Origin of the sequence: Antrihabitans cavernicola, assembly GCF_008297975.1 — a bacterium.
GTDB lineage: Bacteria > Actinomycetota > Actinomycetes > Mycobacteriales > Mycobacteriaceae > Antrihabitans > Antrihabitans cavernicola.
On sequence record NZ_VLNY01000002.1, the window covers coordinates 365,708 to 387,171 of the forward strand.

18 protein-coding genes and 1 pseudogene are annotated in these 21,464 nt (G+C 63.6%); 10 read left to right on the forward strand and 9 right to left on the reverse strand.

Translation table 11 applies throughout. The annotated features are described in order from the left end of the window. Positions 1 to 165: 165 nt before the first annotated feature. From FOY51_RS05505 to FOY51_RS05515, 3 genes are all read left to right on the forward strand, one after another. The gene (locus FOY51_RS05505) at positions 166 to 2,595 is read left to right on the forward strand and encodes a sensor histidine kinase (protein ID WP_187776188.1); all 2,430 of its coding nucleotides are present in this window, start codon (positions 166 to 168) and stop codon (positions 2,593 to 2,595) included. A gap of 145 nt (positions 2,596 to 2,740) precedes the next feature. Next, complete coding sequence (locus tag FOY51_RS05510) at positions 2,741 to 3,775, forward strand: hypothetical protein (RefSeq protein ID WP_149429188.1); 1,035 nt, start codon at positions 2,741 to 2,743, stop codon at positions 3,773 to 3,775. 140 nt (positions 3,776 to 3,915) lie between these two features. Continuing rightward, entirely contained in the window at positions 3,916 to 4,383 is a 468-nt protein-coding gene (locus FOY51_RS05515) for a hypothetical protein (RefSeq protein WP_149429189.1), read from the forward strand. 287 nt (positions 4,384 to 4,670) lie between these two features. On the opposite strand, the pseudogene FOY51_RS27475 reads toward FOY51_RS05515, so the two are convergent. The 7 genes and pseudogenes from FOY51_RS27475 to FOY51_RS05550 all read right to left on the reverse strand — a co-directional run. Next, positions 4,671 to 4,853: pseudogene (locus tag FOY51_RS27475) on the reverse strand (cupin domain-containing protein); the annotation flags it as partial. Between the two features lie 147 nt (positions 4,854 to 5,000). Beyond that, a complete protein-coding gene (locus tag FOY51_RS05525) occupies positions 5,001 to 6,731 on the reverse strand; it encodes an NTP transferase domain-containing protein (protein ID WP_149429190.1) in 1,731 nt (576 codons plus the stop codon). Between the two features lie 21 nt (positions 6,732 to 6,752). Beyond that, on the reverse strand, positions 6,753 to 7,160 hold the full coding sequence (locus FOY51_RS05530) for a PaaI family thioesterase (protein ID WP_149429191.1): 408 nt from the start codon (positions 7,158 to 7,160) through the stop codon (positions 6,753 to 6,755). After that, positions 7,157 to 7,477, reverse strand: coding sequence for an MGMT family protein (locus tag FOY51_RS05535; RefSeq protein WP_149429192.1), 321 nt, complete (start codon positions 7,475 to 7,477; stop codon positions 7,157 to 7,159). The genes FOY51_RS05530 and FOY51_RS05535 overlap by 4 nt, the downstream gene beginning before the upstream one ends. Beyond that, complete coding sequence (locus FOY51_RS05540; protein WP_149429193.1) at positions 7,478 to 8,248, reverse strand: alpha/beta hydrolase; 771 nt, start codon at positions 8,246 to 8,248, stop codon at positions 7,478 to 7,480. A gap of 36 nt (positions 8,249 to 8,284) precedes the next feature. Beyond that, a complete protein-coding gene (locus FOY51_RS05545; RefSeq protein ID WP_149429194.1) occupies positions 8,285 to 8,896 on the reverse strand; it encodes a cation efflux transmembrane domain-containing protein in 612 nt (203 codons plus the stop codon). After that, a complete protein-coding gene (locus FOY51_RS05550) occupies positions 8,896 to 9,225 on the reverse strand; it encodes an ArsR/SmtB family transcription factor (RefSeq protein ID WP_149429195.1) in 330 nt (109 codons plus the stop codon). Before FOY51_RS05550 ends, FOY51_RS05545 begins: the two co-directional genes overlap by 1 nt. Before the next feature lie 99 nt (positions 9,226 to 9,324). Between FOY51_RS05550 and FOY51_RS05555 the strand changes: the two genes are divergently transcribed. From FOY51_RS05555 to FOY51_RS27480, 4 genes are read left to right on the forward strand one after another with little or no spacing between them, the layout of a single operon-like run. Continuing rightward, on the forward strand, positions 9,325 to 12,609 hold the full coding sequence (locus tag FOY51_RS05555; protein ID WP_149429196.1) for an ATP-dependent helicase: 3,285 nt from the start codon (positions 9,325 to 9,327) through the stop codon (positions 12,607 to 12,609). Then, a complete protein-coding gene (locus FOY51_RS05560) occupies positions 12,606 to 15,956 on the forward strand; it encodes an ATP-dependent helicase (protein ID WP_149429197.1) in 3,351 nt (1,116 codons plus the stop codon). Before FOY51_RS05555 ends, FOY51_RS05560 begins: the two co-directional genes overlap by 4 nt. Then, positions 15,953 to 16,894 carry a zinc metalloprotease gene (locus tag FOY51_RS05565; RefSeq protein WP_235916131.1) on the forward strand — a complete coding sequence of 314 codons (942 nt, stop codon included), beginning with the start codon at positions 15,953 to 15,955 and terminating at the stop codon, positions 16,892 to 16,894. The genes FOY51_RS05560 and FOY51_RS05565 overlap by 4 nt, the downstream gene beginning before the upstream one ends. After that, complete coding sequence (locus FOY51_RS27480) at positions 16,887 to 17,198, forward strand: hypothetical protein (RefSeq protein ID WP_187776189.1); 312 nt, start codon at positions 16,887 to 16,889, stop codon at positions 17,196 to 17,198. The genes FOY51_RS05565 and FOY51_RS27480 overlap by 8 nt, the downstream gene beginning before the upstream one ends. Positions 17,199 to 17,202: 4 nt before the next feature. On the opposite strand, the gene FOY51_RS05570 is transcribed toward FOY51_RS27480, so the two are convergent. Further along, positions 17,203 to 17,628: a DoxX family protein gene (locus tag FOY51_RS05570; protein ID WP_149429198.1), complete on the reverse strand. Its 426-nt coding sequence runs from the start codon at positions 17,626 to 17,628 to the stop codon at positions 17,203 to 17,205. Positions 17,629 to 17,797: 169 nt separating this feature from the next. On the opposite strand from FOY51_RS05570, the gene FOY51_RS05575 reads away from it, so the two are divergent. Continuing rightward, on the forward strand, positions 17,798 to 18,865 hold the full coding sequence (locus tag FOY51_RS05575) for a potassium channel family protein (protein WP_149429199.1): 1,068 nt from the start codon (positions 17,798 to 17,800) through the stop codon (positions 18,863 to 18,865). Positions 18,866 to 18,921: 56 nt separating this feature from the next. Beyond that, positions 18,922 to 19,824 carry an NAD(+) diphosphatase gene (gene nudC / locus FOY51_RS05580; RefSeq protein WP_149429200.1) on the forward strand — a complete coding sequence of 301 codons (903 nt, stop codon included), beginning with the start codon at positions 18,922 to 18,924 and terminating at the stop codon, positions 19,822 to 19,824. On the opposite strand, the gene FOY51_RS05585 is transcribed toward nudC, so the two are convergent. Continuing rightward, positions 19,821 to 20,444, reverse strand: coding sequence for a winged helix-turn-helix transcriptional regulator (locus FOY51_RS05585; protein WP_149429201.1), 624 nt, complete (start codon positions 20,442 to 20,444; stop codon positions 19,821 to 19,823). The two genes, nudC and FOY51_RS05585, sit on opposite strands and share 4 nt — an antisense overlap. Before the next feature lie 89 nt (positions 20,445 to 20,533). Between FOY51_RS05585 and FOY51_RS05590 the strand changes: the two genes are divergently transcribed. Continuing rightward, complete coding sequence (locus FOY51_RS05590) at positions 20,534 to 21,448, forward strand: alpha/beta fold hydrolase (RefSeq protein WP_149429202.1); 915 nt, start codon at positions 20,534 to 20,536, stop codon at positions 21,446 to 21,448. Positions 21,449 to 21,464: the final 16 nt, after the last annotated feature.

Here is a 21,464-nt window from a genome sequence, read left to right on the forward strand (position 1 = left end):
TAGATGTATGCGATCGATTGACTAAGACCCCGGTAGCCACGTGGGCGCTACAACTCTGATTCCTGCATGATCCGCGCGCTATGGTAGCGAGATGAGCGCCTACCTTCTCAATCAGATCAGGTTTAGTTTGTGACGGGTTATCAACGTGAGTCATTGTCATTCTCGGTGGATACCCATCTCCTTCGCGAGCTCGGCGCACTTCTAGTCGGACGGGATTCGACTGCACTACTTGAGCTGGTGAAGAATGCGTACGATGCGGATGCGAGCGTCGTGACCGTTCATGCGGAGGGGCTTGACAAACCGAAAACGGGAACCCTTACCGTTAGCGACGATGGAAATGGAATGACATATGAGCGGTTCAAAGATGCATTCCTGAGAATCGCGGGTCGCGATAAAGAGGGTAATAGACTTTCGCCACGATTTGGTAGACGCTACACGGGAGCCAAGGGCATTGGCCGCCTTGCCGCACAAAAACTGGCGCCACAACTCAATATCACCAGTATTCCGCGCAGGGATGCGATCAGAGGTGAAAAAATCGAAACGTCGACCGGAGTCCGCGCAACACTCGATTGGGATCGAATGGAGTCAGACCATGACGATCTCAGCATGCTTGGTGATTCGCTAACGGCGCAGCGGGTGTCGATAGACGACGCCACTCGATCTGGAACGACACTTACCCTATCGGGGATTTCCGATGTTTGGTCTTCGGGCCGACTCGGGCCCTTTATTCGAGAAATCCGAGCGTGTCGGCCCGCAGACATCTTTATCCAGGGCCTGCCTCGGAAGATGGTAGACAAACACTTGCTTTTTGACGAGCCAATCGTTCGCGAACATGGAGAATCGGACGTTGGATTCAGCCTCGATCTCTCAGGGCAATTCGAAGGAGGCGACGAACTATGGCCATCGCTGGCTGCGCGTTCCTCTTGGGTTGTCGAGATAGACGCGAACGAGGACGGAATCAAATATTGTGTATCTCCGACTAAACGACTTCAGGCCAGCTTAAAGCCGCCGTCTACGCCGACTTGGGCGCGGAAGTATGAATTTGCGGGCGAGCATCCGAACGGGAAGAATGGGCCATTCTTTCAGGCGCGGATTCTAGTTATCGAAAACACCCTCGGTCGCCGCACGACCCCGCTCGCGCGGTTCGCATATACAGAATCGGGAATTCGGGTCTTTCTAGAAGGATTTAGGGTGCTTCCTTATGGTTCGCTTGGTGATGATTGGCTTGAACTCGATCGCGACTATTCAAGGAAGCCCAGAGACTACGATACGAATGTAGACACAGGGCCATTGAAGCCGATAGAAAACGAGGGCTATTTCCAGCTCGGCAATAGATCCTATTATGGGGCAGTGTTATTGACCGAACGCGGTGCTCCACACCTTCAAGCTCTCGTGAACAGAGAAGGATTCGTCCCAGATGAATACTTTGATAACCTCAAGTCGATTGTCCGCACGGGTGTAGATCTGAGTGTCCGAGCCAGGGCCTCACTTCAGAGGCGCATCTCGGCCGCGGAGCGTGCAGATGCAAGGTCGGGTCAAGAGTTCAAGCCCGAAGAAGATCCAATCAAGCCTCGGAATGAGGCGGAAACTCCTAACGATGGAACCGCCGAACCAAATGAAATCAATCAGGCCTATAGCGACGCGGAGTTCGCCGATGACATCGACGAGGACATCGATTTCCCGCGCAGTTTCGGCAAGATCGATGACACGATCACTGAAGTGCTCAGCCTTGCAACAAACCTGCGTGCCGAGCTTGCCACAACTGAGCTCCGCGACCGGAGCACGCAGCTGCTAAGTCTGTTGCAGTCTGTCCAGGTCGACGTCGCCGAGCTTCGCGACGAGCAACTTACTCTTCGCACGTTAGCTGGTGTTGGCACGCAGTTTACGGCTTTCGTTCACGAGATAAACGGTCTCTTGGGGCAGGCGCAGGCACTTCGGTCGCTCTTGAGTAATTTCCCCGAAGCCGAACAGATTGCGAATCTTCGGCAACGAAAAGCGCTCAGAGCGCTTCAGGAGTCGTCCGATGAACTTGTACAGTCCCTCACGAGGCAAATGAGTTACATGACCGATGTCGTCGGACCCGATGCCCGACGCCGACGTCGCCGACTCAACGTCACGGATCGTGTTGAATCCGCGATTAGAGTCCTTGCGCCACGCATAGCTGATAAAAACATTCGATTGGAGAACGCCGTATCGGTAGCGATCTTGACTCCTCCCGTATTTCCGGCCGAGATGTCCATAATCCTGACAAATCTCTTGACAAATGCAATAAAGTTTGTAGATGCAGGCGGAACCATCAGCGTAGATGCTCGTCTGGGGGCGGACATGTCGTTACATTTGAGAATCGAAAACACGGGGGTGCGCGTTGCGAAGTCAGATTGGTCTCGATTTTTTCGTCCATTTGAATCGAGTACTACCAACGTCGATGTTGTATTAGGTCAAGGTATGGGACTTGGGCTTCCGATTGTGCGAAGCCTCGCTTCTGACTATGAAGGGACTGCCAGTTTCGTGACCCCCTCGCCTGGTTTCTCCACCGCTGTGGAGGTAGTGCTCCCGGACCCGCGTCCAGATATCGCGCGAAAGAACCAAGGCTAGGAACACTCAACCCGGATCGAAACTGGAGACGAAATTGTCATTATCTAACCCAACTGTTTGTCTGATCGACGATCAAGACCAAAGCGTCGCCGTATACGCCTTACAAGACCGCGGAATATCAGCGCAATATCTGCACCCTCTTGAAGTGACTGTCGATCATCTCGCGAATGCAACTCTTCTAGCGGTCGATCAATATTTTGATCTTTACGATGATCGTGTTGATGATGATTTTCGCCTACCTGATAATTTGCCTCCTGCTGTTCTCCCCAGGGACGGACTTGCTCTGTGTGGGGTGCTCAGATCCGCAAGTAAGCTAACAGGGCGTTCAACGCCGCTTGGGATCGCCCTTAGGTCTGGCGAATTGGACAAATTGACGCTGAACATGCCACAAGGAGTTCGTGAGCCGTTCGTGGCTACTCAACACGATCTCGAATGGGTGTTTCCGAAGGCTTACGACGAGGACGTTCGTGAAGCCCTCGATCCTTTGGAACAAATCGTTTCGCTTGCAACCGCAATGCAGGCTTTTCCTGCTGACTGGTCGAAGGGGCGCACCCGCGCGATTGGCGCAGATTGGGTCGGCGCTACAAGGTTGCCATGGTCGAATCTTGCTGTTCGGCAGATCAATCAATGTCGGCCACCGCTTGAGGTCGCCGAGAGTAGTGCGCATGGCTTGGCATGGTTGCGATGGTTGGCGACGCGGATACTGCCCTTTCCTACTTTTCTGCTTAGCGATGTCCGTGTTGCGGCGTTGCTTGGGGTAACACCGTTGAGCTTAAAGGGCACGCTCGCATCGTCCGGAAGTGGTGTTGCCAATCAGCTGCGAGCGTGTATCTTCGAAGGACCGCTATCAGGGATGCAGCCTCGCCGATTTTGGCGGGCCGGAATTATTGAATTGGTCGAATCTTTTGTTATGAGCTCCGATATTACCGACTCATCGGAAGTGGGGCGCACACTGGTTAAGCTCGACGGCAACCTGCTTGCTCATGAAATTGACGATCCTGTAGTTTGCATCGATCGTGACTATCGAGAATTGGACACTATAGCCAGCCGTGATGAGTCACAGCGGCTCGCGCCTGACGGTTGGCCGCCGTACGCAGATCCCGCATGGGCGCTGTCTAGTTCTATCGAGAGCGAGGGCATGGATGAGCTGCTTGCTCCACGTGCCGGGTTTATGCGGTGACATCGAGCTCAGTTAACTCAGTTGTATTCGATACTGGCCCGCTACTCTGCGCCGGATCGAGCAAAGAGTTCGGCCTTGCACCTCTCTGGCGACGTTTTCGGACGAGGCTAGTAGTGCCCAAGAGTGTCAAGGATGAGTTGATGAATATATCGCGGAAAGGCGGGGCAATCGCGGATTCCGCGACCAAGATTCTCGCCAAAGGCCCGCAATCCTTCATCAAGACTGACGCATCGCGGTTTCCGGCCAAAGAGCGTCAGGCGGTTAGAGCCTTGATCATCGATGAAGAAGAGAAGGCGGCGAAAAAGAGCCGCAGGGAGCCGAAAGTATGGGGCAATGACGGGGATATCGACGCTATACTGCTGGCGACTCAAATCGGCGCGATTCTCATCTGCAACGACCATCCAGCGACAGCTGTGGCAAGAGATTCATATCAGTTAGCCACGGCCTTTTTTGCAACGATTTTGGCCGCCGAAGTCAATGATGGAAATATGCTCGCGGATGAAGCAGCCGAAGCGCTATTGGAAATCGACGATCTCGGCATTCATACAGGCCTAAGAGCGATTAGTTCAATGGCGATAACGCAGATGACAGTGCCTCCAGGCTTTTAGCTAGCGCTCCTCTTGGGTATGCGATCGAAAATACGTGCGCCGAGGGCGTTGAGTGATACCCGGCGGAGCAGATGGGAGTTTCCCGCCAACTCCATGCAGTGACAATGGTGTCTTGATCGAGGTGGTCTGACTCGACTTCACAGCGGGTCAGCGGTGGATCGGATCCACCCACGGCACACGGGTGAGGGATTCCGCTCCTTCGATGTCCAGGTTGACCACACTGGTTCCTGGCCCGACCGGACGAGTACACACTCCAGCTCCTCGTTCGCACTGGCGTTGATCTCTTGGTGCGGTACGAACGGTGGCACGAAGATGAAGTCGCCCGGTCCGGCTTCGGCGACGAATTCCAGCCGTTCACCCCACCGCATGCGAGCTTTTCCGCGCAGCACGTAGATGACGCTCTCCAGCTCGCCGTGATGATGAGCACCGGTCTTCGCGCCCGGATGAATGGTGACGGTGCCGGCCCACAGCTTCGACGCCCTCCGCCCGTGCGAAGTCGATCGCGGTCGCGCGCTTCATTCCCTGCGTCTGAGCGGTATTGGGGTCGAGGCTGTTCGCCGGAACTACGCGAACGCCGTCGTGTTTCCAATCTGAAGACACGTTTTGGCCTCCTTTCTTCAGTTCGGTAGCTCCACCAGTTCGACGGTATCGCCGTCGCGCGTGTCCGGTTGCACTATCGCAACCGCATGGCAGTCGATCAATCGAGCCAGATGTGCTGTTCGGGTGTCGGTTTCGGCGATCCACTCGCCAGTGCGGTCGACGCGCGCGGGAACGATTCGCGTGGTGTTCGCCGCGACTGCACCGGCGTTGACGAGGACACCCAGCTGTCGAGGTCGGGGGATCCGACCGGTGAGACCGTCGACGATTGCGGGAGCTGTGACGAGCAGTGTCGCTGTTGCCGCATAGGGGTTTCCCGGCAGGCCAAGCACGATTCGATGATCGGCCAGCTCGGCCACCACCTGCGATCCGCCGGGCCGGCACGACACCCGATGCACCAGCAGGTTGGCGCCGCACCGATCGAGGGCGGTTCGCAATTGATCGGCCGCACCGCCGCCGGTGGCGCCGACGATGACGATCAGGTCGGCATCGGTTGCGGCGGCGAGCATCTCGTCGAAACCGTTGGCTGTGTCACGCAGGTGCGCCTCGCCCGCTGTGCGAATGCCGCACCACGCCAACAGGTTCGGTAGGACAGGGCCGAGCGAGTCGCGGGTCTGACCGTCTCGCAGCGGTCCATCGCGTCTGATCTCGTCGCCGGTGACCACGACATGCGCGCGCACCGGGCCGCGCACCCGGGCATCGAACACGTCGCCGCTGCGGGCGGCGGAAAGCAACGCCGGAGTAACGTGCGTGCCCGACTCCGCCAACATCCGGCCCGCCGGCCAATCCTCGCCGGATCGGCGAATGTCGTTGCGAATCGGTGCGTCCGGGATACGCGTGAGCACGCCGTCGTGCAGAGCGGCGAACTCGTCGCGCACCACCGAGGTGCTGCCGTCCGGAACATGGGCACCCGTCGCGATGCGCACTGCCTCGCCGTGGTCGAGTCGGCTCGGCCGGTCGCCGCCCGCGTACCCGACGTCGTTGCGCAACTGCCACGGTCCGTCGCCTGCGACGGCGTAGCCGTCCATCGCGGAGACGTCGAATCGGGGCAACGGCTGGGCGGCCCTGATGGGGTCGGCGAGGGCGGCGCCGAGAGCAGCGTGCAGGGGCAATGTGCGGTAGGGGAGTCGAGTGATTGTGGTGCGTAACAGTTCTCGGGCATCGTCGAGAGTCAGAGTGCGCGCGGATAGCGCGAGATCGACTGCCCGGTGCACGTCGTCGACGGTGTCGCAATCGCCGATACCGTCGAGGTGCAAGGAAGTGATGTCGTTGGGCACCAACGCCTTCATCGCCTGATTGTCGAGTGACCCCAAGGCAGCGACACGCTCGACGAGCGCCGCCGTGCGCCACACGCCCAACAGGTGCTGCGGGCGACCGTCGTCGTCGATCGCGAAGACGGCGTCGGCGCCCGAATCATTCGACAACGCAGCCAGTTTCGTGACCGCTGCCGCGCTGAGAAAAGGCATGTCCGCGGCGAGCACCACCACCGACGGTGCGGGATTCGGTAGCGCGTCGAGCGCGGCTCCGATCGCCGCGACCGGTCCTGCGCCCGGCGGACGTTCCTGGGTCTGCACTATCGATGTGGGCAGTTCGGGGCGCTGCGGGCCGACGACCACGATGCGGTCGCACCCTGATACCGCCGCAACCGCTGCGTCGAGCATGGTCCGCCCGCCGATCGCGATAGCGGGCTTGTCCACGCCGCCCATGCGGGAGGCGCGCCCCCCGGCCAGGATTATCGCGTCGACCAGCATGGAAGCAATGCTGTCACACGGTCAGTTTCGGATCGGAACATTCTGCAGGCGAACCTGCCCGCGCGCGATGGTCTTGCCGGTTTCGGCGGAGGTGATGGTGACGAGCCACAGCTGCTGGATCCGGCTCTGTTGGAGCGGTTCGGCCAGGACCTCCACGCGGCCCGCCCGCGTGGAACTCAGGAAATCGGTGGCGTTGTGGACGCCGACAGCGAACTCGTTGCGATCTTGTACGGCGAGGCTTGCGCCGATGCTCGCCGCAGTTTCGACGGCCGTCGTGTTGACCCCGCCATGAACGACGCCCCACGGTGTGTGGTGGTTTTCGTCGAGGTCGATGTGACCGACAACGCGGGTGCCGCTGGCTTCGGTGACCTCGAGGCCTGCGCCCTTGACGAAGCGGCTGAATGTATCGGGATCGAAGCTGGGGTTCATGGATCGATCGTAGGCTGGCCGCCGAAGTCGAATCGCGCCGATCGCAGGTGTACCCGACCGTCCGTGATCGGCACGCCTTCCTCTTCCAACCGTGCCAATTGCCTGTTCTCCAAATGGCGGGCCGGTCGACCACTCGACCCGATCACCCGATGCCACGGCAGGTCGGCCGAGTCGGTGCGCATGATCCACCCGACTGTCCGTGCGCTCGACAGTCCGGCGGCGGCGGCGATGTCGCCGTAGGTCGCGACGCGGCCCGCCGGAATAGCGGCGACAAGTTCGCGGACGCGCTCTACCTGCTCTTCCGTCGTGACGGCCACCTACAACAGCTCCCGGATGATCCGCTCGGTGTCGGCCGGGCGGGCGAGCGGAATCATGTGGTTGCAGTCGAACTCGTGGAGCGAGAGGTGATCGCCCAGCCGTTCGACCAGCGCCGACTTGAACGCATCCGAGACGTAGGGCGGCTGCACCTTCATGGCTTGCGCCAGCACGGTTGGCAGTCCGGCGGGCGGGAGCATGAACTCGCGGGCCAGCTCGCCGTAGTACGCCGCCATCGCCGGAACACTCACGCGCCACCCGACCCTCGAGCCGGTGGTCGGCACCAGATGTTCGGTCAGTTCGGCCTCCAGCAAGCGGGGTTCGATCTCACCCCAGTCGCTGCCGCGCTTCTCGTTGCGGGCCTCGGCCGCATCCGTGTAGTCGGGGAACGCGACAGACGCCGTCGCGACCTCGAGTACCAACGAAGGATCCAGTCCGATCGCCGGGTCGAGCAGGACCAAGGCGCGAACCAGTTCGGGGTGGCGGTTGGCCAGATAGATCGCGACTGCGCCGCCGAACGAATGGCCGACGACCAGCGCAGGCTCACCGGTTTCGGCGCGTAACACCTCGGCGACCGCATCGGCTTGCGATTCGAAATGCCACGGCGGGTTCGCCGACGAGCGGCCGTGACCGAGCAGGTCGGGGGCCAGAACGCGCGCATCCGCAAGATTTTCCGTGGCGAGCGACTCCCAGCGCTTTCCGTGGCCGGTGATGCCGTGCAGCGCCAGAACGGTTTTGCCGTCTTCCGGGCCGTATCGATAGACGTTGAGCATCGGCCAAGTGTGCACGACGGCAGATTCGGTTGCTGGTCAGTGGCAGCAGGCATCGCCTTTCCAGGCGTCGATGCCTTCCTTGACCGCGATGGCGGCGATGACGAGTCCTGCGATCGGATCGGCCCACGACCAGCCGAACATGCTGTTGAGCAGCAGTCCGACGAGCAGCACGGCAGACAGGTAGGTGCACAGCAAAGTCTGCTTGGAATCGGCGACCGCGGACAACGATCCGAGTTCGCGGCCTGCCCGACGTTGCGAGTACGAGAGCAACGGCATGATCGCGAGACTGACTCCGGCCAGCACGATTCCGATGGTCGAGTGCTCGGCGTCCCGACCGCCTGTCAAACCGCGGACCGCGTCGACGGTGACATAGGCGGCGAGGGCGAAGAAGGAGAACCCGATGATCCGCAGCGCGACCTTCTCGCGCGCTTCGGGGGCTCGCCCCGCGAACTGCCAGGCCACGGCAGCGGCCGACGACACTTCGATCACCGAGTCCAGGCCGAAACCGATCAGCGCGGTCGACGACACACGAGTGCCCTCGGTGAGCGCGACGATTGCCTCGATCACGTTGTACGAGATGGTCGCGGCGACGAACCATCGGATGCGCCGTGTCAGCATCGTCCGGCGTTGTGCGGTCAGGACGACCATCAGCAGCAACTCTCGTCGTCGGCTGCGGGGCAGCACGTCGGGTCGACGGCGAGCACCAGTCCGACGAGGTCGTCGAGAGCTTTCCCGATCCGTGGGTCGGCGAGTTCGTAGCGGCTGCGTCGGCCCTCCGGCACAGCGACGACCAGTCCGCACCCGCGCAGGCACGCCAGGTGATTGGAGAGTGTCTGTCGCGACACCCCGATCTTGTCCGCGAGCTCGGACGGGTAGCCCGAACTGTTCCGCAAGCTCAACAGAATCTGCGTGCGCGTCGAGTCGGACAGGGCGTAGCCGAAGCGAGCCAGTGCATCGGAGTGGACCAGGGTTTCCATGCACTCAACGGTACAGAAATATCTGTATTCATGACAGTCTGTACTGAGGCGGCAGTGTGTCGGCGGGGCACTGTCGTAGCCCTGTGCTGCAATGCGGTCATGGGAAACGGGGTGCGAGCGGCAACACCGTCGATGCGTTTGGTGCATCGCCGGCGATCCGCCGCGCCTCGACGGCTGTGGAACGCGGATGTGCGCGATCTCCTGATTGCCGATGGGCCTGTCGGGGGCTGGGCGCCGTGGCACGTTCTGGGTGGACCCGGAACCGGGAAGACGGCAATGCTGACCGATCTTGCGGTCGAGCGGATCGTGGCCGGCGGCGACCCGGAGTCGGTGTTGGTTCTGACGCAGTCGCGCCGCGCGGCGACCGATCTTCGCGAGGCGATCACCACCGGTCTGCTCGGCGCGGAAGGCGGTCATGGGCCGACGGCGACGCGGGAGCCGCTTGTTCGGACCGTTCACTCCTACGCGTTCGCGGTGCTGCGATTGCAAGCTTCGACGCACGGAAATCCGCCGCCGCGGCTGATGACCGGTGCCGAACAGGATTCTGTGTTGCGCGAAATGCTGCGCGGTGACATCGAAGACTGCGCGCAGCTGTGGCCCGAGCGGCTACGACCGGCGCTGGCAATGGGTGGGTTCGCGGCGGAACTGCGCGATCTGATGTTGCGTTCCAGCGAACGCGGGCTCGGGCCCGAGGATCTGATTCGGTTGGGCCGCAGGCATTCACGGCAGGAGTGGGTGGCCGCGGGCAAGTTCGCGATGGCCTACGAGCAAGCGACGCTGCTGCGCTGGGCGGTCGGTGTGGAAGCGCCGGAGGCGACAGCTCCCGCACTCGACGCCGCGGAACTGGTCGGTGCGGCGTTCACCGCGTTGGCGGCGGATCCGGAACTGCTCGCGCGCGAGCGGGCGCGTGTGCGTTGCATCTTGGTCGACGATGCCCAACATTTGGATCCACAAGCGGCTGCGCTTGTTCGGCTCGTCGGCACCGGAGCCGACGTCGCCGCGATCGCAGGTGACCCAGATCAGGCGGTGTTCGGCTTTCGTGGCGCCGATTCCCGCTTTCTGCTCGACGTTGCAGACGAGACCAAGCGAATCGTTTTGGGGGACAACCACAGAAGTGGGCGTCGAATCGGTCGTCTGACGGCCGGGCTTGCGGCGAAGCTGCCTGGGTTGCCGCCGCATCGAGGTGCGGTTCCGGTGGCGGGAGCCGACGACGCGGTAAGTATTCGGGTGCTCCCGACCGCGGCCAAAGAGGCTGCCCTGGTGGCGGATACGTTGCGGCGTGCGCACTTGGTCGACGGTGTTCCGTGGTCGCAGATGGCGGTGATAGTGCGATCGGTCCCGCTGTCCATCGCGCCGCTGCGTCGGGCGTTGTCCGCAGCCGGTGTGCCATTGGGTACCGCGGCATCGGAACTGCCGCTGGCCCGTCAGCGTGGTGCGGCGTGGCTGCTGCTGGTGTTGCGTGCTGTCGCACGGCCGACGGAGTTCTCCGGCGACGACGCGCTCGCGCTGATATCCGGCCCGGTGGGTGGCGCCGATCCGGTGAGCTTGCGGCGCCTTCGTCGTGGCCTGCGACGTGCTGAGTTGGCTGCGGGTGGCGACCGCGAGTCGATCGAGTTGCTGCGGCAGGTGCTGGTCGGCGGCGGATCGGACGGTAGCGGAACGGATGACGTCACCCGGCAACTCACCGACGTCGAAGCCGCTCCGCTGCGCAAGGTGCGCACAGTGCTCGACCGCGCGCGGAAGATCATCGCAGGCGGCCGCGGCGCCGAGGAAGTGCTGTGGGCGGCCTGGCAGGCCAGTGGCCTCGAACGCCGGTGGGCGGCAGCGTCGGCACGTGGTGGACCTGTTGGCGCACAAGCAGATCGGGACCTGGACGCAGCAGTCGCTCTGTTCGATGCGGCGGCCAACTATGTCGATCGCTTGCCGCGCTCGACTGTCGATGGATTCATCGATTATGTGGAGCAGCAACAGATTCCGGTCGACGCGGGCGCGCGTAACGCGGTGCGCGGCGAGGCCGTCACGATCCTGAGTGCACACTCCGCTGCCGGGCGTGAGTGGGCCGTTGTCGCGGTCGCCGGCGTGCAGGAAGGGATTTGGCCGAGTCTGCGGGGACGAGGCAGCATCCTTGGGACCGATGTGTTGGTCGAGCTGACGGCCGGAATCGGTGAGCCCGGTGACCGGCTCTCTCGAACCGCACCACTCCTCGCAGACGAGCGCAGGCTGCTGTTGGTCGCGTGCAGTCGGGCGCGCCGGGCCCTGCTCGTGACTGCCGTCGAATCCGCGTCGGGCGATCGCGATCTGGTTCCGTCGCGATTCATCGACGAATTGGTTGCCGATCTCGGTGCCGACGACGCGCCGCCCACCACCGTTGCCGAGCTGCCCGAAGGTCGGGTGCTGGCGCTGCCGGCCTTGGTCGCCGAGTTGCGCAGTGTGGTCTGCGATTCCGATGTTCGCGACAACGATCCCGAGCGGCATGCGCGTGCGGCTTCGCAACTTGCGCGCCTCGCTGCCGCCGGTGTCAAAGGTGCGCACCCGGACCAGTGGTACGGACTCGGTAGAGCCACAACCGACAAGCCGCTATGGGATCCGGAGGACGGTCCGGTCCCTATGTCCCCGTCGACCGTCGAGCTGCTGCGGAGCTGCCCACTGCGGTGGGCGCTCGAACGCAACGGCGGCTCGGACAGTGACAACGTGCGCGCTGTCGCGGGAACGTTGGTGCACACGCTTGTTCAGGCTGTCGCAGGTCGGGTTCCCGATGCGCAGATTCACCGCGCTCTCGAAGATGCCTGGGAATCCATCGATCTGGGTTCGGAGTGGTTCTCCCGCCAGGAGTTGGAGCGCACGCGCGCCATGCTGGAAACGTTCTCCGACTGGCTCCAGGGCTCGCGCGTCGAGCTCACCGAAGCGGGCGTCGAGGTGGCTGTCGACTGCACCCTGCCACCGCGCGCCGACGGCGATCCCGAGGTACGTATCCGTGGTCGCATCGACAGGCTGGAGCGCGATCCCGACGGACGTCTGGTGATCGTCGACGTGAAGACCGGTAAGAACCCGGTGACAGGCAAAGACGCGCAGCAGCACGCGCAGTTGGCCACGTATCAAGTTGCCGCTGCCGCAGGCGGAATCGACGGCGAGGACGCGGCCGAGCCGGGCGGCGGACGCCTGGTCTACGTCGCGAAGAAGCACAATAGGGACGGTGCGACGCAGCGCGGACAGTCGGCTCTCGATGCGGAGGGACTCGCGGAGTGGCGGGAGACCATTCACGACGCGGCTGCGGCAACCCGTGGCCCGGAATATCTCGCCGTCGTCAACGACGGCTGTCGACACTGCCCGGTGTCCGACAGCTGCCCTGCGCAGGACAACGGAAGACAGGTGACGGACGGATGAGCGCGCCACGAGTGAGCCCCGCCGACCTGGCCAATGCGTTGGGCCTGCCGCGTCCGACTGCCGAGCAGGAGGCGGTGATCGCGGCGTCGCCAGGCCCGACCCTGGTGATCGCCGGTGCCGGGGCTGGGAAGACCGAGACGATGGCGTCCCGGGTGGTCTGGATGGTCGCCAACAGGCTTGTCGCGCCGGAACAGGTTCTGGGCCTGACCTTCACGCGAAAGGCCGCCCAGCAGCTCACCTCTCGCATCCGCACCCGGTTGGCTCGACTGGCCGGTTCGCCGCTGCTCCGCACGATCGATCCGTCGGGCGAATTGCGTGCGAGCATCCTCGGCGGTGACCCCGAGGTCAGCACGTATCACTCGTACGCGGGTCGGCTGCTTGCCGAGCACGGGCTGTTGCTGCCGATGGAGCCGACGTCGACGCTGCTGACCGAAACGCAGCTGTGGCAGGTGGCACACCGGGTGGTCGCGGGCTGGGACGGTGCTCTCGACATCGAGCGCAGTCCGGCGTCGATCACCGAGTCCGTGTTGGCGCTGGCCGGTCAGCTTGCCGAGCATCTGGTCGACAGCAACGACCTCCGCGAAGCGCACACCGAACTGGACAAGCTGATCCGCACGCTCCCCGCCGGGCCGCGCCAACGCGGTGCAGGCCCCTCGCAGACACTGCTCAACATCGTGACTGTTCAGAACCAGCGAATCGAGCTACTTCCGTTGGTGCGCAGACTGTCCGAGACGTTGCGGCAGCGCGGTGCACTCGATTTCGGTAGCCAGATGTCGTTGGCCGCGCGGCTCGCCGCCGATCATCCGAGTGTGGGCAAAGCCGAGCGCCAGCGGTTTCGGTTGGTGCTGCTCGACGAGTACCAGGACACCGGTCACGCGCAGCGTGTGCTGCTGTCCGGGCTGTTCGGCGGGGGTGAAGACAAGCGCCTCGCGGTGACCGCCGTCGGCGATCCTATGCAGTCGATCTACGGCTGGCGTGGTGCGTCGGCCGCCAACCTGCCGCGTTTCGCCACCGACTTTCCCCGCGCCGCGGCTAAGCCTGCGCGCACGCTACCGCTGTCCACGAGCTGGCGGAATCCGCCGGAAGCGTTGAGTCTGGCCAACCTGGTCGCGGAGCCGTTGCGGCACAGGGGAGTACCGGTCGAATCGTTGCGAGCTCGGCCGGGTGCAGGTTCGGGCGATGTTCGACTTGCCTTGCTGGACACGGTGAAATCCGAGCGGGTGTGGATTGCGGAGCAGATCGCTCGGGATTACGCGGAGGCCAAGGACGACGATCGACCCCCGCCGACCGCGGCAGTGCTGGTCAGGCGCAACGCCGACGCCGCACCGGTCGCAGAAGCGTTGCGCGCCAAAGGCTTGCCGGTGGAGATCGTCGGGCTGGGTGGGTTGCTGCATACGCCCGAAGTAGCGGATGTGGTCGCGATGCTGCGATTGATCGCCGACCCCGCGGCAGGGGCGGCAGCGGTGCGGGTGCTCACCGGATCTCGCTGGCAACTCGGAGTCGCCGACCTGCGGGCGCTGTGGCGGCGGGCCTCGGAACTGTCTATCGTGCCGGATCGCACAGACGGCGCGGCCATTCACGATGCAGTCGCGTTGCGGGACGCGCTCGGTAGCTCGCTGCCCGGTGAGCATGCTGAGAAAGCCGGTCTGGGGGATGCGATCTCGGATCCCGGCTTGCCGGAACGGTATTCGGAGTTGGGCTACCAGCGCATCACGGCACTGGCCAAGGAATTGACGTTCGTTCGCGAGCGGATCGGGCAGCCGCTTACAGAGTTGGTCGCCGAGATCGAGCGCACCATCGGCATCGGAGTCGAAGCGCAGGCGCGGGTCGACGGGAACGGATTCGGTGTCGGCCGCGAGCATCTGGATGCGTTCGCCGACGTGGTGGCGAGCTATGCGAGCGACCCGTCGGCATCGGTGGGTGGGCTGCTGTCCTTCCTCGACGCCGCGGACGACGTGGAGAACGGACTGGAACCCGGCGAGGTCGAGGTCGCGCCGGATCGGGTCCAGGTGCTGACCGTGCATTCGGCCAAGGGCCTGGAGTGGCAGGTGGTAGCGGTACCGCATGTGGTGCGTGGCGTGTTCCCCTCGAACAACGCGTCTGCCACCTGGCTGGGCTCGGTTGCCGAGTTGCCGCCGTCGCTGCGTGGCGACCGTGCTTTCGACGACGAGGATGCCGACGGCGTGCCTGTGCTGAACGTCGAGGACGTCAACAATCGCGCCGACCTCGACGAGGCCGTGAAGCGTCACAAGGCGGCACTGGCGCGGCGCAAGGCGGACGAGGACCGTCGCCTCTTCTACGTTGCCCTCACCAGAACCGAACGCGTGCTCTACGTTTCGGGTCATCACTGGGCCGAGACCGGGATCGACCCCAAGGGGCCGTCGCCGTTCCTCGAGGATCTGAAGGCGGTCGTCGATGCCGCAGATCCGGCCCAACCGTTGGCACTCGTCGACCGCTGGGACCCGGCGCCCGAAGACGGAGCTGCCAATCCGTTCAAGGAATCGCCGGTGTCCGCGCTGTGGCCGAAGGATCCACTCGGCCAACGTAGGGCGGCAGTGACAATTGGGGCGCAAGCCGTGCTCGACGCCATGGCGCACGCGGTGCCCGACAACACCGACGACGATCCGGAGAACTGGGCCGCCGACGTCGATGCGTTGCTGGCCGAGCACACGGCCGTGGCGCGCACCGAGACCGAGGTGGCGCTACCCGGCCAATTGACCGTGAGCCAGATGGTGGAACTTCGCGCAGACCCGGACCGCTTGGCAGCTCGCTTGCGCAGGCCGCTACCGTTTGCGCCGAACCCGTTGGCACGCAGGGGGACCGCGTTTCACGCGTGGGTCGAACGACGATTCGGTGCCACGCGGTTGCTCGATCTCGACGAGTTGCCCGGTGCCGCAGACACGGGTGCGGTCGCGGACACCGAACTCACCCGATTGCAAGACGCGTTTCTGGATTCGCCCTGGGCAGTGCGAAATCCGGTCGAGGTGGAAGTGCCGTTCGAGACGTCGGTGGGTGGAACGGTGGTTCGTGGTCGAATCGATGCCGTCTTCGCCGACAAAGACGGCTGGACCGTTGTGGATTGGAAAACCGGAGCCGAGCCGACGCCTGCCGAAGTACAGGCGGTCGTGGTGCAGCTCGCGGTCTATCGGCTCGCATGGGCTCGGCTGGAGTCCTCGCGTACCGGCGAGCCCGAGGTGGACATCCTTGCGCGGGTGCGAGCGGCGTTCCACTATGTACGGTCGGGGAGGACCATCGCACCTGACGACTTGCCGGGCCGGGTCGAGCTGGAACGGCTCATCGAGTCGGCGGGGAGGACGATCGACAATTCGCAGGAGGGAACGAATTGAGTACCAAGCAAAGAGAATTGCCCACGCGCCGCACATGCGCGGCCATGGAGGTCCACCGGCGCCTGCTGAGTGAATCCGAGTCCTACCGGATCGCTCGCGACGAGTTGGAGAATCTGACCTTCGAGCTCGGCTCGCGACTCGGACCGATCGCAGGTGAAACCAAGCGAATCACCGTCGTGGTCCATGTGGTCTCCCGGGCGGGGGCGCAGCCGGTGACCGACGCGCAGGTTGCCAGCCAGATCGCGGTGCTCAACAAGGACTATCGCGCAACCAATTCCGATATCTCATCGGTGCCCGCACCGTTCGTGAACCTGGTCGGGGACGCGGGTGTCGAATTCGCACTCGCCGCCACGGATCCGGAGGGCAAGCCCACCTCAGGGATCACGCGGACAACCACAAAGGTCAGTGCCTTCGACGCCGACGACAAGGTGAAGGCGGCCGCGGCGGGTGGTGCCGATCCGTGGCCCGCGGACAAGTACCTGAATCTGTGGGTGTGTCAGCTGGGCGGCGGTCTGCTCGGCTACGCACAGTTTCCTGGCGGGCCCGGCGAAACCGATGGCGTCGTGATCACCGCCACGGCGTTCGGGACCTCGGGTACAGCTGCTACGCCGTTCGACAAGGGCCGGACCGCAACTCACGAAATCGGCCACTACCTCAACCTGTTTCACATCTGGGGCGATGACGGCACAGGGTGCAACGGCACCGACGAGGTGGACGACACGCCGAACCAGGGCGGCAGCAACCACGGCATGCCCGCGTTCCCGCACGTCACATGCGGCAACGGCCCCAACGGCGACCTGTTCATGGACTACATGGATTACACCGACGACGCGGGGATGGTGATGTTCACCAAGGGGCAGGTGGCCAGGATGGCAGCGTGTTTGGCCGGCGCCCGAAAGTCGTTGTGGGCCAGTCCGGTTCCAGCGCGTCATGGCTGATCCGATCGGCCGGTGGGGGCACTCCTTCGAGGAGGACCACGACGACGTGACCGTCTACCGACCCGCCGATTTCGATTTCCCGCGAGCGCGTGGGCGGGACGGCATCGAATTCTGCAGCGACGGTTCCTATGTCGACTGGGCGATCGGCCGCGGCGACGCGCCGGTTCGTCGGGCTGGTACCTGGTCGCCCGACGTCGATTCGTCGCAGCTCAATGTCACGACTGCGGCTGGTGACCGCAAGGTGATGCGAGTACTGAGCCATGCGGACGACAGGCTGGACCTTCACATCACCGACGAGATCTGAGGCGTCACGCCCTGCTGCGCACCTTCAACGCCTCCGTCACGAGTGGGATCTGCAGAGGCAGCCGCAGCAGGCCGCCGGCCTTCATGGGCGTCGTCGTCTTGTCGCTCTTCAACAAGTCCGCTGCCATCTTGATGTTGCCGGGAAGAACGGCGACGAACAGCAGTGCCGCAGCGCCACCGGCCATTTTTCGGGTCTGCGGTGCCAACAGGGCGGCACCGACAGCGAGTTCCGCCACGCCCGACGCGTACACGTAGGTGCGGGCTTCGCCCGGAAGCTGGGTGGGGACCAGTTGATCCCACATCGCAGGCTTGGCCAAGTGCAGCGTTCCTGACCCCAGCAGGATCGCTGCCAGGCGAAACGCCGCCGATCGTGCAGATTTGGACGAGTCGGCGAGTGGAACGGAAGCGGTGGGGCGAGTGCGAAGCGGCATTCGTCAACAATGCCCGATGCCGAGATTGCGCCGCCACTCCACCGGTGCGTGCTCGAGCGAGCTAGGCTGCCAGCCGATGTCCGTGACGGCCGCAATGGGAGACCACAAGCCCTCCTGATGAGCGAAGCGAATGATCCACTTATGAGCGAGCGAAACGACGAGGCCGCCCGTGCCCGGTAGATTCCGTGCGCGCCTGCGCAACTACGAAGGTCTCACCGACAGGCCGGATTTCGCCCTAGTCGGCATTCTTCGCATCCCCGAACTGCAGACCAGCCCGTGGATCGCGATCAGCAAGCGGATGGCACTCGCATTCGGGTTGCTGCTGCTCGCGGCCATCATCGTCTACATCGACCGCGCCGGATATCGCGATGCGCAGGAGAACGAACTCTCGTTCCTGGACTCGCTGTACTACGCAACCGTGTCGCTGTCGACCACCGGATACGGCGACATCACGCCGGTCGCGCCGTCGGCTCGACTCGTCAACATCCTGGTCATCACCCCCCTGCGTATCTTCTTCCTGATCTTGTTGGTCGGTACGACGTTGGCGGTGTTGACCGAGCGGTCACGCCAGGCATTCAAGATTCAGCGATGGAGGCGAAACGTGCGTAATCACACTGTGGTTGTCGGATACGGCACCAAGGGGCGCACCGCTGTGGACGCCATGCTGGGCGACGGTGTTCCACCGGGCGACATCGTGGTGCTCGACTCGGATGCGTCGATGCTCGAGCCTGCAGCGAGCCTGGGTCTGGTGACGGTGCACGGGTCGGCGACCAAGTCGGATGTACTGCGCCTCACGGGCGCCCAACATGCGGCCTCGATCATCGTCGCCACCAATCGCGACGACACCGCCGTGCTGGTCACGCTGACGGCGCGCGAGATCGCGCCGAAGGCAAAGATCGTCGTCGCCATCCGGGAGGCCGAAAACACACACCTGGTGCGGCAATCCGGCGCCGACTCTGTAGTGGTGTCCTCCGAGACCGCGGGCCGACTGCTCGGCATCGCCACCACGACACCCAGCGTCGTCGAAATGGTCGAGGACTTGCTCACTCCGGAAGCCGGTTTCGCGATCGCGGAGCGAGATGTCGATCGCGACGAGATCGGTGGGTCACCACGGCATCTGCGCGACATCGTGCTTGGCGTGGTTCGTGACGGACAGCTGGTGCGGGTCGGCGAGGCCGAAGTCGACGCCATCGAAGCGGGGGACAAGTTGCTCTACATCCGCATGGTCAAGTCCTGAGCCGTCCGACTCCGGTCACGGCGGCCCCTTATCGTCGCGCCCGTTATCGTCACAGTGTGGCCAACTTCGAGCTCTCCGAGATTCCGTCGCTGTCGCGATCCACACTCGACCGGGCTGAGGACTTGCGCGCCGATGAGCAAGCACTGAAGCAAGGTTGGACGAACGCGGCGCTGCTGCGGGTGAATCGGCGCGGTCAGGTTCGCATCGACGGGTCCACGCTGGTGCTCGACGCCGCGACGGACCTCGCAGCCGAGCCGGCCGAAGACGCGGTGTTCCTGGGCGTCGACAACGGTCGACACGTCTGGGCCGTGCGCACCGACGACTTAGAAGGCACCACAGGCGACCTCCGGGCATCCGGATCCGACCTCGACGACACCAGTGCCGGCATGCTCACAACCGCTGTGGCGCTGTTGAATTGGCACGCATCGGCGAACTTCAGCTCCATCGACGGCAGCCCGACCCGCCCGACCAAGGCGGGCTGGTCGAGGATCAGCGAGTCGACCGGACACGAAGAGTTTCCGCGCTCCGATCCCGCGGTGATCTGTCTGGTCCACGACGGCGCCGAGCGCGTGCTCCTCGCGCGACAGCACACGTGGCCGGAGACGATGTTCTCGATATTGGCCGGATTCGTCGAAGCGGGTGAATCGATGGAGGCATGCGTCGCCCGCGAGATCAAGGAAGAAGTGGGCCTCGACGTGCACGACATTCGGTACCTGGGCAGTCAGCCATGGCCGTTTCCGCGGTCGCTGATGATCGGCTTCGCTGCTGTCGGAGATCCCGAGCAGACCATCGAGTTCACCGACGGCGAGATCGCAGAGGCGCATTGGTTCACGCGCGCCGAGGTGCGCGAGGCGCTGGCACAGGGCGATTGGACATCCAAATCAGGCGTCCGCTTGCTGCTGCCGGGATCGATCTCGATCGCCCGTGGCCTCGTCACCGCATGGGCCGCGAGCGACTAGCCGAACACCGCGACCAGATCGTCTTTGTCGCCCTCGAGGTCGCCCGCCGCGATCGCGAGCTCTATCGGGAGCAGCCGTGTCGCCATGCCCAGCACCACCTGGGGGTCTGCGCGAAGGACCGTGTCGGGTTGGCTATCCGCGTCGACGGTGATGTGGGTGCCGGATTCGTCGACGCGCACGGTCACTGTGGTGTCGTCGACCGCAACGCCTGCGATCGCCGGCACCTCGGAGCGCTTGTCGCCCAGCAGCGACTCGAGCGCGACCACCAACCAATGCGCTTGGAAGACATCGCCCTGCGGGCCCGAAACCATGAGCGGCGTGCTCCAATTCACCAGTGCGGCAATGGGACCGCGAAGTTCACTGCCCCAGGGTGTGAGTGCGTAGGCGACGCCGTTGCTCTCGGCGTCGAGCTGCCGCGAGATCACGCCGACGTCTTCCAATTCGCGTAGGCGTTCGGCGAGCAGGTTTGTGGAGATGCCCGGAAGCCCAGCCTGTAGTCGCCCGTAGCGGGCCGGGCCACCGAGTAGCTCCCGCACGATGAGAAGACTCCACCGGCTGCTCACCACATCGAGCGCGCGCGCCAAGCCGCAGTACTGACCGTAGGACCGTTTGGTTGTCATTGTTCCTCGCTCGAACCTACCCGTCACTTCACTTTTGATTGTAAACTTCGGAAATCATACCAACTGCGAGAGCTTCGAAGGATGACGACATGGCTATTGCGCAACCTGTAGGCGAGCGTCCGGCGTGGGTGGACGATGACTTGTTCCCGTTCGAAAGCCGCTTCGTAGAGTTGGACGGAAACGTCGTGCACTACGTGGACGAGGGTTCGGGGCCCATCCTGCTGATGCTGACGGGAAACCCGGTGTGGTCCTTCGTCTATCGCGAGGTGATCGTCGCTCTGCGCGACCGTTTCCGATGCATCGCAGTGGACTTTCCAGGGTTCGGTCTCTCTACCGGAGCGCCCGGCTTCGGATACCGCGCCCAGGATCATGCCGATCTGCTCGTGTCATTCCTCGACTGGCTAGACCTCTCGCAGGTGACGCTGGTCGGTCACAACTGGGGTGGTCCGTTTGGCCTCTACGCCGCCCAGCAGCGGCCGGGCATGTTCGAACGCCTCGTCCTGTCCAACACGTGGGCGTGGCCGTTGAACGGCGATCCCTCGAGCGAGGTGTTCTCTCGCGGCATGGGAAACGCGATCGGACGTGCGGTAATCAGGCGATCCAACCTGCTCGTCAAGTTCTACATTCCCGCGTCGCACAAGCGTCGGAAGCTGTCCGACGCCGAAATGGCGCACTATCACCACGCGATGCCGACGCCGGAGCGTCGACACCCATGCGCGGTGCTCCCCGGTGAACTCGTCGGCGCGCGCGAGTTCTTCACCTATCTGGCGGAGAATCTCGGTGCGGTCGAGCAGCTGTCGACGCTGATCGTGTGGGCGGATTCGGATCCGATTTTCACCGACAAGTATCGCAAGCGCTTGGAGGCGAGTTTCCCCAACCACTCGACGACTGTGCTCCGCGGTACTGGCCACTTCCTGCAATCCGACGCACCGGCGGAGTTTGTCGAAGCCATCGATGGTTGGTGGGCCGAACTGGGCAGCCCGACCACTTCGCTCCCCGACTGACCAGTTCGCAGCCCTT